The organism is Clostridium tagluense (assembly GCF_003865095.1).
GTDB classification, from domain to species: Bacteria; Bacillota; Clostridia; order Clostridiales; family Clostridiaceae; genus Clostridium_AD; species Clostridium_AD tagluense.
Genome location: NZ_BHYK01000011.1, coordinates 23,192 through 39,506, shown reverse-complemented (window position 1 = coordinate 39,506; position 16,315 = coordinate 23,192). Strand labels below are relative to the sequence as shown.

The window sequence follows — 16,315 nt, the reverse complement described above, 5'->3', positions numbered from 1 at the left end:
TCCTACCGATTTAGTAAGGTATTGTTTATATAATACCACAGGTCTTCTTTTGTTGTCAATGTAGATTTTATAAAATCATTTTCATTTTTATTAGTTCATGGTATATTATTTATATAAATGTTAACTACAAAGGGAGGATTCTCAGTGCAAAAGGATTTTACTAGTATAAATAATTCAGAATATATAAATAGCTATAACTTAAATGATGATAAAAAAGCAACTAGAGATATAAATGAAGAATCATGGAATAAGGAGGCTTATGATGCTTGGGTTCAGAGATTTGGAAAGCCTAGTGAAGCAATCAAAAGAATTAGCAAGGAACCAATAATAACTCTCCCTATACTATATGATAAATTTGGTAATGTAAAAGGCAAAAAAATTATGAATTTAATGGGTTCTAATGGAAATAAGGCTGTAGCATTAGCATTACTCGGGGCAGATGTCACTGTAGTTGATTTTTCAGAAGGAAATAAACGTTATGCCATGGAACTGGCCAGTGAAGCAGGAGTAAAAATAGAATATGTTTTAGCTGATGTGCTTAGTCTATCTGAAAAAGAGCTTACAGGTGATTATGATATAGTATTTGCAGAAATGGGTATATTACACTATTTTACGGATTTAAAACCTTTTATAAAGGTAATCTATAAGCTTTTAGGTAATAAAGGCTTGCTTGTAATTAGAGATTTTCATCCAGTCTCCACTAAACTAATTACATCAAAGGGTACAACAGCTAAAATCCGTAAACATAAGGTTACAGGAGATTATTTTGATAATTCACTAGAAGAAAAAAATGTATCTTATTCAAAATATTTAACTAATGATGGAGAACCTAAAAAAGTACTGCTCCGTGAATGGAATCTTGGGGAGATAGTTACTGCTGTTGCCAAAGAGGGATTAGTTATTAAAAGTTTAGATGAAGAGGCAAATTTATCTTGTGAGGCTTTTGACAAGGGTATCCCAAAGACTTTTACTTTAGTAGCAGAAAAGAATACTAATATATAAGAAGGTTGATTTAGATTTGTTTTAAGGAATATTATTAAATTTCTAAAGGACTATGGAATATAGGATTAACGCCTTAATTTCATAGCCCTTATTTGTATATATTTATCTATATTTTTATAGATTTTTTAACTTTTCTCTACACTCTCAATATACTCAGTATTATCCAATTCTTCTAATGCATCTTCGATTGAGATATCGTCTATGATTCTTCCAGTAAGAATTAGGCCTCTTTTTATATCTTCATCCCACTGAAAATCAGTCATCACGGCATCAATACCTAAATTTTCAGCCATGTCTTTTGCACTAATAGTATCACGCTTATAATTATCAAGTCCATCTTCTGTGATTGTAACTTCATAAATTGTATTTTTCATTGACATTATCTATTCCTCCCTAAAACATAATATAGTAATTTTAATCTACTATATATAATGTTCTACAAAATTTTAAAAATATGCCTATATTTTGGGTAAGTGCGAAGTTTACAACTTAGGAGGCAACTGTTAAAATCCAGGATAAAACCACTTGGTTGGCAATAAGGATGTCCAGAACTCCTTAAATTTTTTTATATAGATTCAACAAAAAACAAACTTAAAAGCTCTTCTTTAGTCACATTTCCAAAATATTCTTTCATGCTAATTTTATCTAATACACTATCAATTTCCTGCGTATTATGTTTTTTATCTGTAAGAGCTTTTTCAATATCTTTAATATTTTCAACGCCAAAGAAATCACCAAAAATTCTTACCTGTTTCATTACACCTTTTTCAACATCAATACTTAACTCTATAGCACCACAGGAAAATTTCTTCTCATTATAGAAATTATATTTTGGAGATTCTCCAAAGTTCCACTGCCAGGTTTCATATTTAGTTTTAACCATATTCTCAACCTCTAGAATTTCCTGCTTATTTAAAGTAGTTATAGTCTTATCTTGCTGGGTCTTGGTTATATATTCGAATATTTTGTCCTTAAAATTAATAACATTAAGAGGCTTCTTTAGATATTCATTTATATTTGTAATTCTGCTAGCTACAGACTTAACTGCCTTATCTGAAAACTTAAGAGGCTTTGAAATTAAAGCATCACTTAAATTAACTATGTCAGAAGAAAATAATAAAGTACCATGATGCATTACTCTGTTTTTATACTTGCATTGAGCATTTCCTGAGAATTTTTTACCTTCTATTAAAAGGTCATTTCTTCCAGAAAACTCTGCTTTTATACCTAATTCCTTTAACACACCTATTATTGGAATAACAAAGGTTTCAAAATCATTAAACTTTTTTCCATCATCTTGAACTATAAATGTAAAGTTCAAATTTCCAAGGTCATGAAAAACAGCCCCACCGCCACTTTGTCTTCTTACTACTTTTATACTATGTTTTTTAATATATTCTTCATTAATTTCTGATAGTGTATTTTGATTTTTTCCAACTACAATACAAGGTTCATTTCTCCAAAGCACAAAATACTCATCATTCTTTTGTCTTAATAAATACTCCTCTAAAGCTAAATTAAAATAAGGGTTTGTACAATCATTATCTAAATAGACCATCTTTTTCTCCTTTTTATTTCATATGTCTAAGTATTTATTATTTGTTTATACTGTGTATAGCTTCTTTGTTTAATCCTAAAACTGCTTCATGCAATGCCTCTCCCAAAGTAGGATGACTATGAACTACTTCTTTCAAGTCTGAAACCCTCATTCCCTTTTCTACCATTATAGTGCCTTCTAGTATTAAATCTGAAGCATGAGGGCCAAGAATATGAACACCTAGGATTTTGTTATTTTCATCACTTATAACTTTTACCAGGCCTTCGCCTTCTCCCAGTGCTAAAGCTTTTCCGTTAGCACCAAATAAAAATTTATTCTTTTTATAACTTAGCCCACTATTTTTTGCTTCTTCCTCCGTAATTCCTACCACCGCAATTTCAGGGAAAGTAAAAATGCAATAAGGAATCACTGATTTATGACAAGTTTTATTTAATATTATACCTTCTGCCGTTACCACTCCTTGATGAGAGGCAGCATGAGCAAGAAGTGAAATGCCATTTACATCACCTATAGCATATACTCCTTTTAAAGAAGTTTCATAATTCTCATCAACCTTTATCCCTTTTTTATAAATCTCTATTCCTAATTTTTCTACATTGATACCTTCATAATTGGGATTTCTTCCTTTTGCAAGGAGTACTTGTTCTCCTTTTACTTCAAATTCACCTTTTTTGCCTTGGCATTTTATAATAACTTCCTCTTCACCGCTAAAACTCATTACTTTAGTGTTCGTAAGAATTTCTATTCCAGCTTTTTTTGCCATAACAACATATCTCTTTGAAATATCTTTATCTATATCATACAGTATAGAATCTCTTGCAACTATAACAGTTACTTTACTTCCCATAGCATTAAAGATGCTGGCAAATTCCATGCCAATTACTCCACCACCTATAATTACTAGAGATTTTGGTATATGATCAAAATCTAAAAGCTCAGTACTGGTTATAATTTTTTTATTATTTACTCCTTCAATTAAGGGAATTTCAGATTTAGAACCTGTAGCTATAATTATGCTTTTAGCTTCAATAGTCATTTCTTCATCTTTTGTAGATACTACTACAGTATTTTTATCAACTAAGGAGGCCTCGCCCTTTATAAACTCTATGTTATTTCCTTTTAAGAGAGTTTCTATACCAGTTACTAAGGTTTTTATAATATTTCTTTTTCTTTCTTGAATTTTGTTTACATCTATTTTGGGATTGGATACACTAATACCAAAATCTTCAATGTGACTTAAATTATTTAAAAGTTCTGCTGTTCTGTATATAGTTTTAGTTGGAATACAACCACGGTTAAGGCATGTACCACCTAAGCTTTCTTTTTCTATAAGACATACTTTGGCTCCTAATTGAGCAGCTCTAATGGCTGCTACATACCCACCCGGCCCTCCACCTATTACAATTATATCTTTCATAGATCTGCCTCCTACTTTAAATATACTTTATTATAATAACTATTCAGATATAAGACACATTCAAATAACAATTGGTATGCAAGTATTTCTGACTTGCTATTTATATTCATGTATCTAAGATATAACCCCAGTATTTTGCATCACAAAACGCTGAGGTTATAAATTAATTAACTAAACAGTTACCTACATAATTATTTACTCCACTTTAATATTGGTGTTCTAGCTGCTTTAACTTGATCTAATCGCCTTACTGGTGCCGTGTGTGGTGCTTCATGTAAAACTTCTGGATTTTCTTTAGCTTCTAAAGCTATTTTTTTCATAATTTCAACAAACTCATTGATAGATTCTAAACTTTCACTTTCAGTTGGTTCTATCATAAGAGCATTTTCAACTATTAAAGGAAAATATACTGTTGGTGGATGAACTCCATAATCCATTAATCTTTTAGCTACATCCAAAGTTGATATATGATTTGGATTATCTTTTAATCCAGCAAAAATAATTTCATGCTTACATATATCTTCTATAGCAACATTATAATGATCTTTTAATGCTTCCTTTATATAGTTGGCATTTAGCACTGCAATCTCTGACGCAGCTTTTAAGCCTTCTTTACCCATACTTAGTATGTAGGTATGAGCCCTAACTAATACACCAAAATTACCATAAAAGCTTCTAACTTTTCCAATGGATTCAGGTCTATCATAATCAAATACAAATTTCCCTTGTTCCTTTTTTATAATTGGAACTGGAAGGAACTGCGATATTCTCTTACAAACGCCTACAGGGCCAGCTCCTGGTCCACCACCACCATGTGGTGTCGAAAAGGTCTTATGAAGATTTAAATGACACACATCAAAGCCCATATCCCCAGGACGTGCCTTTCCCATAATAGCATTTAAATTTGCTCCATCATAATATAAAAGGCCCCCTGCTTCATGAACTAACTTACTTATGCTCTCTATGTCTTTTTCAAACAAACCTAAAGTATTAGGATTAGTAAGCATAAGTCCTGCAATTTCATCATTCAAAACTTTTTTAAGTTCTTCTATTGAAACTAAACCATCTTTATCAGATTTGATTTCAACTACATCAAATCCTGCACATTTAGCACTGGCTGGATTTGTTCCATGAGCCGAATCTGGAACTATTATTTTTGTTCGTTTAAAATCTTTTCTACTTTCATGGTATGCCTTTATTAATAAAAGTCCTGTAAGTTCTCCATGCGCTCCTGCTGCAGGCTGCAGCGTAAAATCATCCATACCTGTAATTTCAGATAGTTCTAAAGAAAGATCATGCATAAGTTCTAAAGCACCTTGTACATCTTCTGCAGCTTCTTTAGGGTGAATTTTACTAAAACCAGGAAAAGCAGCAATATCCTCATTTATTTTAGGGTTATATTTCATAGTACATGAACCTAATGGATAGAAACCTTTCTCCAAATAATAATTTTTATTAGAAAGAGCGGTGTAATGTCTAACCACCTCAACTTCACTTACCTCAGGAAGAAAAGCCTCATTTTCTCTTAACATATTTTTAGGTATAACCGAGTCTATATTTATATCCTCTACATCTAACACTGGAAGTTTATACCCTATTTTACCCTCACATGATAGTTCAAAGATAACTTTATCATAATTTTTCATTATATCTCCCCCATCACTTTAACTAATTCATCAATTTCTTCTTTTGATCTTTTTTCTGTTACACATAAAAGCACTGAATCCTTATACTGAGGGTAATCTTTTTCCAAAATATATCCACCTAAAATATCATTCTCTAATAGATTTTTATTTAGTTCATATGCAGAAGAATTTGATACAACTGCAAATTCCTTGAAAAACGGTTTATTAAATAGTGGTTTATACTTTCCACTGTCTATTAATTTTTTAAAAGCATAATGAGACTTCTTAATGCATTGGTTTCCTATCTCTTTTATACCTTCTTTCCCAAGAGTTGACATATAAACAGCAGCACCAGTAGCCATTAATGTTTGATCTGAACATATATTAGAGGTGGCTTTTTCCCTTCTTATATGTTGTTCTCTTGCTTGCAGAGTTAGTACATAGCCTTTATTACCATGTCCATCATCCGTTTCGCCAACTATCCTACCAGGCATTTTCCTCATAAGCTTTGTAGTCGTATTAAGAAAACCGAAACCTGGCCCACCAAAACTCATATTACCACCAAGACTTTGACCATCACCTATAGCTATATCTGCCCCGAGTTCTCTAGGACTTTTTAAAATACCTAAAGATAATGGGTCTACACTCATTATAAATAGTGACTTGTTTGTATGAATCATTTTTTCTAAGTCTTCTACTTCTTCTATAATTCCAAAGAAATTTGGACTTTGTACAATAACAGCTGCTATATCTTTACTTAATTCTGATTTCACTTTTTCTATATCTGTAACTCCATCTTTCTCATCAATTTCTATTAAATTATATCCTTTATATTTTAGATAAGTCTTTAAAACTTGTCTTGTATCTGGATGTACAGTTTTAGAAACTATTATAGTATTTCGTTTTGTATTTTCTAAAGCCATTACAGAAGCTTCTACTGCTGCCGTAGCACCATCATACATAGAAGAATTAGATACATCCATACCCGTTAAGTTACAAATCATAGTTTGATATTCAAAAATTGATTGCAAAGTACCTTGGCTAATTTCTGGTTGATATGGCGTGTAGGCTGTATAAAACTCAGTTCTTCCAATTAAATGTTTTACAATTGAAGGAATATAGTGATCATATATACCTGCACCTAAAAAGCAAACTAAATCCTCTGTAGATTTATTCTTTTTTGCCAAACTAGTCATGATTTTCTCAACTTCTAATTCTGATAATCCCTTAGGAATATTTAATTGTCTATTTAATTTTAAATTATCTGGGATATCTTTAAATAAATCATCTATGGATTTTGCACAAACAAAATCAAGCATTTCATTTTTTTCTTTTTCTGTAATAGGAATATAGGGAGACATATTATTCCTCCTTTTCACTTAGTTCATTACATAATTCTTCGTATTCTTTAGCTTTTAGTAAATCTTTTAATTCATCTTTATTAGATAATTCTACACTAATCATCCAAGCATCATAAGCATTTTCATTTATTAAAACTGGGCTATCAGATAGTGCTTCATTTATTTCTAAAACCTTTCCACTAGCAGGCATAAAAATATCTTCAGCAGCTTTAACAGATTCAATTGTTGAAAAAGCATCCCCTTTAGAAATTTCATCATCCTCTGATGGTAAATCTACAAAAACTATATCTCCTAATAATTTTTGTGCATAATCTGTAATTCCTATATAAGCTTTGTCCTCATCCACTTTTATCCATTCATGGTTTTTTGTATATAATAAATTTTCTAATACTAACATAACTATTCCTCCTTATTGTTGAGTTTTTTTACTATAAAATTTTTTATTTACAACTATAGCTTTTAATTCTTTATTTCTAACTTTTATATAAATTTCAGTTCCGAGAGCTGCATATTTACCTTGGATTAAAGCAAATCCTATAGTTTTATTTAAAGTAGGCGACATATATCCAGTGGTAACATGTCCTATTTCTTTACCATCTTTAACTACTGTATATCCATGTCTTCCTATTCCTTTATCTAACAATTCAAAACCTACCAATTTTCTAGTTACACCATTTTCCTTTTGTTTTAACAAAGCATCTCTACCAACAAAGTCTTCGGTATTAAGTTTAACAAAATAACCAAATCCCATTTCTAATGGAGTGATATTTGCATCCATTTCATTTCCATATAACGGAAGAGTTGCTTCAAATCTTAAAGTATCACGAGCCCCAAGCCCAATAGGTTCAACCCCTTGCGCTTGTCCAACTCTAAGTATTTCTTCCCACAAAAATGCTGCATCCTGAGGTGTGGTATATATTTCAAAACCGTCCTCACCAGTATACCCTGTTCTTGATACCATAACTTTTTTACCACATATTTCTATATCATTTTTAAATTTGAAAAATTTTATTTCAGATAAATCAACTGATGTTAATTTTTGTAATACATCTTCAGCTTTGGGGCCTTGAAGTGCCAATTGAGCAACTTTTTCTGAAATATCTTCAATGTTAACTTCAAATTTATTCTTATTATCTAATATCCATTGTAAATCTTTATCTTTATTGCTAGCGTTTACCACCAAATAGTAAAAATCTTCAGAAAATTTATAAGCTAATAAATCATCTACAACACCGCCACTTGGATAACACATAAAGCTATAAATAACTTCTCCACTGGTAAGCGTTTTCACATCATTGGTTAAAAGATAGTTAACAAAGTTTTCAGCATCTTTTCCTTTTACAAGTATTTCTCCCATGTGGGAAACATCAAATAGACCTGCTCTTTGTCTTACAGTTTCATGCTCATGCAAAATCCCTTTAAACTGCATTGGCATTTCATACCCACAAAATTCTACAACTTTTCCACCACTTTTTTCATATTCTCCTCTTAAAGGAGTGACTTTAAAATTATTCATATTGAATTAACTCCCTCCTAATTTACAAAATACTCTTTACAACTGTATTATAAATCTATTGCGGTTTTTTGTAAAGATTTATGATAAAAAATATAATATTGTAAGAAGTTACAATATATATCTGACTTTCAATAACTATTATATGTTAATTTAAATCTCATTAGTACAAACATGAGATTTAAAAATGGTGTTATTGAACAAACTAAAATATTAATAATTTAATAAGCTATATTTTAAGGAACATAATTAGAGGTTAGAGAATATATTAACTTTATCAATATTTAAAATGCATATTATTTAATCTTATTACTTACGGGGGCGGTCATTATAAAAAAAAATATAATTACAATAATTTCCATCACTATGCTAATCATATTAAGTTTAATATTATATAGTTCAAAAGTGAAAATAAAAACCCTTAAAACTTCACTTAGTTATGAAATTAACACAAATAAACAATTAGAAATTAGCACCAAGATTCTTAAATTATCAATAATTGAGTTACAAACAAATGTAAATGATTTAAATAAAACTATTAATACATTAGTAGTAGGTACTAAGCCTATAGCTAATACCCTTAAGACAGGTGAAAAAGAAGTCTACCTTACATTCGATGACGGTCCTTCTGATAACACTTCCAAAGTGCTGGAAATTTTAAAGGATAATAATGTAAATGCAACATTTTTCGTTAACGGACACCCTGGATATGAGGACATATACAAACAAATTATAAATCAAGGAAATGTTATAGGTAATCATACTTATTCACATGATTACAAAACAGCATATTCATCTATATCTAACTATAATCAAGATGTAAATAAATTGAATTCTTTTTTGGAAGGCATTGGTATTCCTAGGCCTACACTTATGAGGTTTCCTGGTGGGTCAAATAATACAATAAGTAATAACTATGGTGGCAAAGATATTATGAACAAATTAACTAGTGAAGAAATAAAAAAAGGCTATCAATATATTGACTGGAATGTTTCTTCGGGAGATGCAGAAAAAATGACAGAAAGTAAAGATATTATTATAGATAATGTTATGAGAGGGTCTAAGGGGATGAAATCAATTGTAATTTTATTCCACGATTCAAACCCAAAAACAACTACCGCCCAGGCTTTGCCTATAATAATTAAAAACTTAAAAGAGCGAGGATATGTGTTTAAGACTTTGTCAATCAACAGTCCTATTATTCACTTTAAATAAAAGCTATTGTTTAGATATTGTATTTACTTCGATTTATATTCATTAAGCGTTACAAAAGAGTCATTTAAGGCTTAATAGTTTTACATGTGCATAAGCATTCCTAAAATATAAGAAACCATCCAGACAATCCATGAGAATAAACTAAATTTATAGAATTTAGCTAATAAATTTTTATATTTTTTACTTAATATAAAAATAGCCCCAATTGCATTAATTAGCATTAGTAATAAAGCAATATACCCTAATATACCATGTACCCCAGCTGGCAACTTATTTCCACCAAGCTTATTCATTATAAAAGTACCAGATACATCAAAAATAAAACCTATACAAAACATAATAGCATGCCAAGGAAGCAATGTCTTTCGTCTGTATTCATTTAAGATAGAAATTGTATAAATAATCAATGCTAAACTCACTAAAATTATTGAAAAAACTAGCATTTTCCACTCCCCCTAAAAAGTATTATAGAATGTTACCTCATTCCAACTTAATAGTACCATAGATATAGTATTAAAAGAAAGATTGGGATACGGAGTTTTCCCATTTTTTAAACTGGATAATGTCTTTCTTTAAAGGGCAATATATTGATAGATAAAATATTAGTTTATGGAGGTATTTATATATGAAAATACTTGAGGGATTTGTAAATGGCGATGGTGCTAAAAAAGAAACTAGTGATGAGGATGCAAATATTCGTCTCCGCAAAGAAGAGCTTGATATCGCCAAGAGTAGCGTTCATAAAGGCGATGTAGAATTTGGCAAGGAAATTATTGAAGAACAAAAGTCTGTTGATGTTCCTGTAATGCGTGAAGAAGTAGTAATTGAAAGAAAAAGCTTAAACAATGAAGCAAGTGATTCACCAATTACTAAGGAACAAACTATTCGAATTCCTGTTAATGAGGAAAAAGTTAATGTAGATAAACATACAGTAATAACGGGTGAAATTTCAGCCCACAAACGTGCCATAGAAAATACAGAGCATATAGATGAAACCCTTAAACGAGAAGAAGTACTGATAAATAAAATTGGCAACCCTGATATAGTTGATATCGAGACCCATAAGTAATAAATAAAGTAAAAAAAACACCTCAGAATTTTCATGATTCGTGAGGTGTTTTTTAACAAATGGAGGTCTAACGTATGGCAACATTTCACATTAAGAAAGAAGAACTTAATGTAGCAAAAGAATGGATGCAGACCGGTGAAGTAAATATTTATAGGGAGATTTTCACTGTAGAAAAAAACTTTACTGTACCAATTAAACGAGAAGAGCTTGTAATAAAGAAAAAAAATCTTACTTCAAGTACGCCCCAATACAAAGATATGCCCACAGAGGTCATCCGGATACTCCTTAATGAAGAACATGTTGAATTCACAAAGCACAAAGTTGATTTAGAGGATGTATCCATTTATAAGGAGCAGATACAAGATATAAAACATATTGAAGAGACATTAAAAAGGGAGGAGCCTATAGTTAAAATCTCAGAATCCCTAAAGTATAGCAATGATTCAAATTATTAATTACTATCCATTAATTCCATTGATATTTAATAGGAAATAAACTACTAACAAAAAAGAGCATTATAAAGATGCTCTTTTTAGATTCTACATGATTTTTGTAAAAATTTTCAATAAGCGTAAATAATGATTTGCTTCACGTAAAGTATGATCACCTAATAGTGGTATTATTATGGACTTGATTTTACATTCTACCAATCCCTGAGTACCTTGGGATTTAAATTTAGCTATTTCAATAGTTGCTTTAAGGCTGTGGTCCGTAACTTTTGAAATTGGAATTGTCTTATCCATTGCTTCTTTTGACTCGGTTGTCAACTTATCAAACTCATTTCCAAAGTTATTTGCGATATTTATAAGCTCGTTTTCAGTTGGATCAAGCAGTCCACGAATAAATTTTGAGTGTTCAGCCATAATTCTATTCCAAAAAGATTCTTGCTCATACATATCTCTCTCCAAGTTAATTTCCTCACGATTTTGCAGTCTTTGAATTAACTGAAAATAAAATTTTGCTTCTCTTAAAATGTGGTCTATAAGTAAAGGGTAGTTACTTGTAAATATCCTACAGGATATAACCCCTGACAAAACCATACTCTTAAACTGAGCTAAGGCTTTAATTAATCCCATCGCTCTCTGATTAAGCATAAATATTCTTTGTTCAAGCATAGGATTACCTATCATTAATGCATCACTACCCATTAACCCTGCTTCTGATTTTGTCAAATGAATTGGAATATTCACTCCTGTAAAATATGCAGTCGCTATCTCAGCTTTTAGTGTGAAAGGTGTTATTACTTCACCAGACTGTAATACACTTGGGCTAACGACACCGTTAGAAAGTGATATAGCATCAGCTAGAAGTCTGTCAAACTCTGTTCGGAAGTTATCCGCCTGTTGGATATAACTTGAGTCCTTTTGTGTAAAGCCTACTTCTAAAAAGAATGAGTGCTCCTTCATAATCCTTGCAAAAAAAAGATGTAATTCCAGCGATTGTCGTATGAATTCAGTACTAGATAACATATATATTCTCCTTATTATAAAAATTATTCTTTACTATTATTGTATTAAGTGAATACATAAAAAATTACTTTTTAATATTAAGTTATAAGTCTGAAACCCCCACACCTGAAGGAGTGGAGTTGATACACCGTGGATTCGAACGCTGGACATCCTGATTAAGAATCATGTAGATGGCATATCCTATTGCATTAAATTTGTAAGTCTTATCTTTTTTTAATTATATAAAGCGGTACAACAGTTATATCAAAAACGAAAAAACCTCCAGCCAAGCTAGAGGAGTATGATTAACTTTATTGACATTTAAACTTCACATAAATAATATTGAAAAATAAGCTTATCCAATTCTTGACTTACAGAAATGATTTCACTATCAACAAGGCTATCAGTAACTGCTACTAACTTTTCTAATTTGTTTCTAAGTAATTCTACTTGTTCATTCATAATTTCAACCCTTTTCATAAAAATTCGCAAACTTAATAATAATACATTATAAACCCATTTGCAAGATATAATTCAAAATTATAACTAAATTCTAAATGAACAAAAATAAAAAAGCCCCAAGTCATCCCTCAGAGCTCCATTATTTATATCAAGTCAGTAAAAATAATCTACATGCTAAATTTACTTTAAAATCTTTTTAATATATTGTTTATTGTAAATAATATAGAATATTACTTCTAACATTATATAAATAATCCCTGCAAGAATAGAATATTTTACACCATAGCTAGTATTTATACCTGCTGATAAAAATTTTAAACATACACAATACATTCCAATTGCAATTCCAAAAACGCATGGTAGTAAAAAGATAATCCTTAATTCTTTTAAAATATTATTTGATAATTCTTTTTCTGTAATTCCCATTTTGTTCAGTTTTTTGTATTTTATTTTTTCTCCTTGGAATTCTGTTAAAATTTTAAAATGTATCATTAAATTTGATGCAACAAAAAATAAAATAAAGATAAAGCAAAATAGAAATAATAGAAATGTACCTGATCTATTAGCTAAAATATAGTCATCAATTTTTGACCCTGTTTTAAAGTTGTATTTATCTGCTGATTTTCCAAAAAACTCCCTAGTATTTTTATTATACATTTCCAATTGTTTATTTAATTCACTTGTTATTTTCCCTGTTTTGGTCCAATCACTAAAATTCATTAAATTAATAGTACCTATATCATCATTATTGACCTTTACTTTTGATTTTATATTATTATAATCATCATTATTAAATATTAAACAGTAGCGATATCTTATAACAGGACTACTATTAAATAAAATTTTCACTAGTTTTTCTTGCGAATAATAGGTTTTACCATTTATGTCGTAATTTTTAATTTCCACATCATTATGACTATATCCATCATTTATATCTGTTTGAAAAAGAGATATAAATTTTCCCTTTTCTACTTTTAAATCACATCCAACTATATCATTTAATATCTTGTTTGACATTATAATCATTCTATCTTTATCTACAAATTCTAATTTTTTTATTGCAGTTAATTGAACATCATTGCTTTTAATTACCTTATTCAATAATTCATCTGAAATACCATTTTTACCATAAACATTACAATATGCTATATCATATGGATTGTACGATATAGCATTATTACTCATTGCCTCATTGGATGTCAAAGCAAAGCTTATAAAAAAGATTATTGTTATAACTAGTAGTGTTATTGAAAATATAATATTTTTGCAACTACCTATCTTATATTTTAAATTACTTATAAAAAGTAAATTATTAATATACCTATTTTTACCTAACTTTAATATTTTCAGTATAAACCAATCTAAATTTGCTGTAACTAAGTATATACCTATTAGTATAGTTAATATATTAATTAGAACGAATTTCCATGATATTTTATTAGGTAACATTGGTATTATAATTGAACTAATTATAAGGACAACTCCTAAAATTGCAAAAACGCAATTCCCTGTAACATTTTTGTCTGCTAATTTTCCATTTTTAAGTAATTCAATTATTTTATAATGTGCCAATGAGATATAACTTTTTAAAATTAAAATCATATTAATTCCAACAAAAAAAATCATTGTATATATATAACTTTTTAAATTTATTGAAAGATCTATATTACCAATTATTTTTGCAATAATAAAATAAAATCCTTCAGAAAATATAGTTCCTAAAATAAGCCCAGAAAAAATAGAAACAATTGCAATTAAAGCATTTTCAAATACCATTATTTTTCTTACGTTGTTATTAGTCATTCCTATTACCATAAAAAGTGCATAATCTTTTTTTCTGAATTTAATAAAACTATTATGTGCATAAACTATAAAAACAAATGCAAATATCGCCAGAACCAAACTTGGTGCATACAAATTACTTGATATCATAGAATCTATCTTGGATAAATCATTAAAATCATTATTTGTCATTATAGTTGAAAATAAAAAAAATATCATAATTGAAAAACCTTCACATGCAATATACAAGTAATATTGTCGTATATTGCTTTTAAACATCCTAAAAGAAATCTGTTGAAAATTCATCATCATCCCCTCCCAAAACAGTAAGGTTCTCCATTATTTGTCCAAAAAATCTTTTTCTATTAGTACCACTCTTTGTTATTTCTGAATTAACCAACCCATCTTTAATAAAAATTATTCTATTACAATAACTTGCTGTAAATGGATCATGAGTTACAACTACTATTGTGTTCTTTTTTAAAATATTTAGTTTTTCAAAATACTGCATTACAATATTAGAAGATTTCGAATCTAGATTTCCAGTAGGCTCATCTGCAAATATAACATTAGGGTTATTTATTATTGCTCTACCAATAGCAGTTCTTTGTTGTTCCCCTCCTGAAACCGAGTAAGGATATTGATTTTTGATACTTTCAATATCAAGCATACTCATAATATTCTTTACCTTTTCATTTAATTCTTCCAAATTTTCACAACAAAAGCTTAATGGTAACATAATATTTTCTTCAATAGTTAAACTATCTAACAAATTAAATTCCTGAAATACATAACCCAAATTATTACGTCTAAATAAGGTCATCGAATTTTTAGACATTTTATTGATATCTTCTCCTAAAATTTCTATTTTTCCTGAAGTTGCATTATCTATCCCGCTAAGTATATTTAAAAGTGTAGTTTTTCCACTTCCTGATGGACCCATTATACCCACAAATTCACCCTGTTCTATTTTTAGATTAATGCCATTAAGTGCATTTGTTTTACTAATATTTTTTTTGCTGTTATAAACCTTTGTCAAATCATTTACATTCAAAACTACCATCATAAATTCTCCTAACATATTTTTTATAAGTTTTTAAAAAAACTTTTTTGAGCAATCTTTATGGTAATTGTATCACATCTGTATTTTATGTATATAAATTACAAAATTAAATTATAACAATTTTACAATTATTTTGTTGCAAATATACAAATATTAGGAAGGTAATGCCTCGATTGATGACCTTGCACCTTTCTTTGTTTTAAATTTTTGAAACGCCTCTCTCCATACTTTTATAACTTCGTTACTGCTGAATTCTGCATTCTTCAAATGTTTTAAGGCTTCCTTTTCTGAATTTGAAATCATTTCCTTATATTTTTCTTTATCTTTTATAGTGTTATCTATTCCATAACAAACAACAACTCCAATCCGTGCACTAGGAAATAGGGTCCAAAAATCATCTTCAATAACAAACTTTTTCATTAAAATTGCTCCTTCATATTAAAATGAGACAGCTATATATTTTACCATTATTAGTCTATTGATATTAATTTTAGACCAACGATTCCAATAACTATAAATACAATACAAATCATACGCATCACATTAAACGGTTCTTTAAATAAAATAATACCTAAGATTACAGTGCCAACAGTTCCTATACCTGTCCAAATTGCATATGCATTGCCTAGTGGTAAGCTTTTTAAAGACAATGATAAAAAATAGAAACTTGCAACCATTCCTATAACAGTTAATATACTAGGTAATATTTTTGTAAATCCTTGTGAATACTTCAGCCCCATTGCCCAGCCTATTTCGAAAAAACCTGCTATAACTAAATAAATCCATTCCATAAACTTTAC

Annotated in this window: 17 protein-coding genes and 1 pseudogene; 4 read left to right on the top strand and 14 right to left on the bottom strand. The window is 29.4% G+C overall.

Going from position 1 to position 16,315, the window contains the following annotated elements; all coding sequences use genetic code 11:
- Positions 1-144: 144 nt before the first annotated feature.
- Entirely contained in the window at positions 145-1,002 is an 858-nt protein-coding gene (locus Ctaglu_RS11405; protein WP_233439761.1) for a class I SAM-dependent methyltransferase, read from the top strand.
- A gap of 125 nt (positions 1,003-1,127) precedes the next feature.
- Here the strand turns inward: Ctaglu_RS11405 and Ctaglu_RS11400 are convergent, their stop codons facing one another.
- From Ctaglu_RS11400 to gcvT, 7 genes are all read right to left on the bottom strand, one after another.
- A complete protein-coding gene (locus Ctaglu_RS11400) occupies positions 1,128-1,382 on the bottom strand; it encodes a hypothetical protein (RefSeq protein WP_125001584.1) in 255 nt (84 codons plus the stop codon).
- Positions 1,383-1,567: 185 nt separating this feature from the next.
- A complete protein-coding gene (lplA, locus tag Ctaglu_RS11395; RefSeq protein WP_125001582.1) occupies positions 1,568-2,560 on the bottom strand; it encodes a lipoate--protein ligase in 993 nt (330 codons plus the stop codon).
- 37 nt (positions 2,561-2,597) lie between these two features.
- Positions 2,598-3,977, bottom strand: coding sequence for a dihydrolipoyl dehydrogenase (lpdA, locus tag Ctaglu_RS11390; RefSeq protein WP_125001579.1), 1,380 nt, complete (start codon positions 3,975-3,977; stop codon positions 2,598-2,600).
- A gap of 191 nt (positions 3,978-4,168) precedes the next feature.
- A complete protein-coding gene (gene gcvPB, locus Ctaglu_RS11385) occupies positions 4,169-5,623 on the bottom strand; it encodes an aminomethyl-transferring glycine dehydrogenase subunit GcvPB (RefSeq protein ID WP_125001576.1) in 1,455 nt (484 codons plus the stop codon).
- Positions 5,623-6,963, bottom strand: a complete 1,341-nt coding sequence (gene gcvPA / locus Ctaglu_RS11380) for an aminomethyl-transferring glycine dehydrogenase subunit GcvPA (protein ID WP_125001573.1) — start codon at positions 6,961-6,963, stop codon at positions 5,623-5,625. Before gcvPA ends, gcvPB begins: the two co-directional genes overlap by 1 nt.
- Before the next feature lies 1 nt (position 6,964).
- Positions 6,965-7,360, bottom strand: a complete 396-nt coding sequence (gene gcvH / locus Ctaglu_RS11375) for a glycine cleavage system protein GcvH (RefSeq protein WP_125001570.1) — start codon at positions 7,358-7,360, stop codon at positions 6,965-6,967.
- Between the two features lie 12 nt (positions 7,361-7,372).
- Positions 7,373-8,479, bottom strand: a complete 1,107-nt coding sequence (gene gcvT, locus Ctaglu_RS11370) for a glycine cleavage system aminomethyltransferase GcvT (protein ID WP_125001567.1) — start codon at positions 8,477-8,479, stop codon at positions 7,373-7,375.
- 402 nt (positions 8,480-8,881) lie between these two features.
- On the opposite strand from gcvT, the gene Ctaglu_RS11365 reads away from it, so the two are divergent.
- A complete protein-coding gene (locus Ctaglu_RS11365; protein ID WP_185732686.1) occupies positions 8,882-9,691 on the top strand; it encodes a polysaccharide deacetylase family protein in 810 nt (269 codons plus the stop codon).
- 80 nt (positions 9,692-9,771) lie between these two features.
- Here the strand turns inward: Ctaglu_RS11365 and Ctaglu_RS11360 are convergent, their stop codons facing one another.
- Positions 9,772-10,134 (bottom strand): HsmA family protein, encoded by a 363-nt coding sequence (locus Ctaglu_RS11360; RefSeq protein ID WP_125001561.1) that lies wholly within the window; start codon positions 10,132-10,134, stop codon positions 9,772-9,774.
- Between the two features lie 182 nt (positions 10,135-10,316).
- On the opposite strand from Ctaglu_RS11360, the gene Ctaglu_RS11355 reads away from it, so the two are divergent.
- Together Ctaglu_RS11355 and Ctaglu_RS11350 are read left to right on the top strand one after the other, a co-directional pair.
- Positions 10,317-10,760 (top strand): YsnF/AvaK domain-containing protein, encoded by a 444-nt coding sequence (locus Ctaglu_RS11355; RefSeq protein WP_125001558.1) that lies wholly within the window; start codon positions 10,317-10,319, stop codon positions 10,758-10,760.
- Between the two features lie 74 nt (positions 10,761-10,834).
- Positions 10,835-11,215, top strand: coding sequence for a YsnF/AvaK domain-containing protein (locus Ctaglu_RS11350; protein WP_125001555.1), 381 nt, complete (start codon positions 10,835-10,837; stop codon positions 11,213-11,215).
- A gap of 84 nt (positions 11,216-11,299) precedes the next feature.
- Here Ctaglu_RS11350 and Ctaglu_RS11345 read toward each other — a convergent pair whose 3' ends face one another.
- The 6 genes and pseudogenes from Ctaglu_RS11345 to Ctaglu_RS11320 all read right to left on the bottom strand — a co-directional run bounded on the left by Ctaglu_RS11345 (position 11,300) and on the right by Ctaglu_RS11320 (position 16,306).
- Positions 11,300-12,229, bottom strand: coding sequence for a DUF2935 domain-containing protein (locus tag Ctaglu_RS11345; RefSeq protein ID WP_125001552.1), 930 nt, complete (start codon positions 12,227-12,229; stop codon positions 11,300-11,302).
- Between the two features lie 300 nt (positions 12,230-12,529).
- Entirely contained in the window at positions 12,530-12,670 is a 141-nt protein-coding gene (locus tag Ctaglu_RS11340; protein ID WP_125001549.1) for an aspartyl-phosphate phosphatase Spo0E family protein, read from the bottom strand.
- Between the two features lie 180 nt (positions 12,671-12,850).
- Positions 12,851-14,671, bottom strand: coding sequence for an FtsX-like permease family protein (locus Ctaglu_RS11335; RefSeq protein WP_233439759.1), 1,821 nt, complete (start codon positions 14,669-14,671; stop codon positions 12,851-12,853).
- 61 nt (positions 14,672-14,732) lie between these two features.
- Complete coding sequence (locus Ctaglu_RS11330; RefSeq protein ID WP_125001867.1) at positions 14,733-15,515, bottom strand: ABC transporter ATP-binding protein; 783 nt, start codon at positions 15,513-15,515, stop codon at positions 14,733-14,735.
- A gap of 162 nt (positions 15,516-15,677) precedes the next feature.
- Positions 15,678-15,935, bottom strand: a pseudogene (locus Ctaglu_RS11325) (B3/B4 domain-containing protein); the annotation flags it as partial.
- A gap of 50 nt (positions 15,936-15,985) precedes the next feature.
- On the bottom strand, positions 15,986-16,306 hold the full coding sequence (locus Ctaglu_RS11320; RefSeq protein WP_125001543.1) for a DMT family transporter: 321 nt from the start codon (positions 16,304-16,306) through the stop codon (positions 15,986-15,988).
- Positions 16,307-16,315: the final 9 nt, after the last annotated feature.

Excerpts from the sequence above, each read along its gene's own strand:
- gcvPB (WP_125001576.1), bottom strand. The coding sequence starts at position 5,623 with ATGAAAAATTATGATAAAGTTATCTTTGAACTATCATGTGAGGGTAAA.
- Ctaglu_RS11350 (WP_125001555.1), top strand. The coding sequence starts at position 10,835 with ATGGCAACATTTCACATTAAGAAAGAAGAACTTAATGTAGCAAAAGAA.
- lpdA (WP_125001579.1), bottom strand. The coding sequence starts at position 3,977 with ATGAAAGATATAATTGTAATAGGTGGAGGGCCGGGTGGGTATGTAGCA.
- Ctaglu_RS11335 (WP_233439759.1), bottom strand. The coding sequence starts at position 14,671 with ATGATATTTTTTTTATTTTCAACTATAATGACAAATAATGATTTTAAT.
- Ctaglu_RS11340 (WP_125001549.1), bottom strand. The coding sequence starts at position 12,670 with ATGAATGAACAAGTAGAATTACTTAGAAACAAATTAGAAAAGTTAGTA.
- Ctaglu_RS11345 (WP_125001552.1), bottom strand. The coding sequence starts at position 12,229 with ATGTTATCTAGTACTGAATTCATACGACAATCGCTGGAATTACATCTT.
- gcvH (WP_125001570.1), bottom strand. The coding sequence starts at position 7,360 with ATGTTAGTATTAGAAAATTTATTATATACAAAAAACCATGAATGGATA.
- Ctaglu_RS11320 (WP_125001543.1), bottom strand. The coding sequence starts at position 16,306 with ATGGAATGGATTTATTTAGTTATAGCAGGTTTTTTCGAAATAGGCTGG.
- Ctaglu_RS11355 (WP_125001558.1), top strand. The coding sequence starts at position 10,317 with ATGAAAATACTTGAGGGATTTGTAAATGGCGATGGTGCTAAAAAAGAA.
- gcvPA (WP_125001573.1), bottom strand. The coding sequence starts at position 6,963 with ATGTCTCCCTATATTCCTATTACAGAAAAAGAAAAAAATGAAATGCTT.
- Ctaglu_RS11400 (WP_125001584.1), bottom strand. The coding sequence starts at position 1,382 with ATGTCAATGAAAAATACAATTTATGAAGTTACAATCACAGAAGATGGA.
- gcvT (WP_125001567.1), bottom strand. The coding sequence starts at position 8,479 with ATGAATAATTTTAAAGTCACTCCTTTAAGAGGAGAATATGAAAAAAGT.
- Ctaglu_RS11360 (WP_125001561.1), bottom strand. The coding sequence starts at position 10,134 with ATGCTAGTTTTTTCAATAATTTTAGTGAGTTTAGCATTGATTATTTAT.
- lplA (WP_125001582.1), bottom strand. The coding sequence starts at position 2,560 with ATGGTCTATTTAGATAATGATTGTACAAACCCTTATTTTAATTTAGCT.
- Ctaglu_RS11330 (WP_125001867.1), bottom strand. The coding sequence starts at position 15,515 with ATGGTAGTTTTGAATGTAAATGATTTGACAAAGGTTTATAACAGCAAA.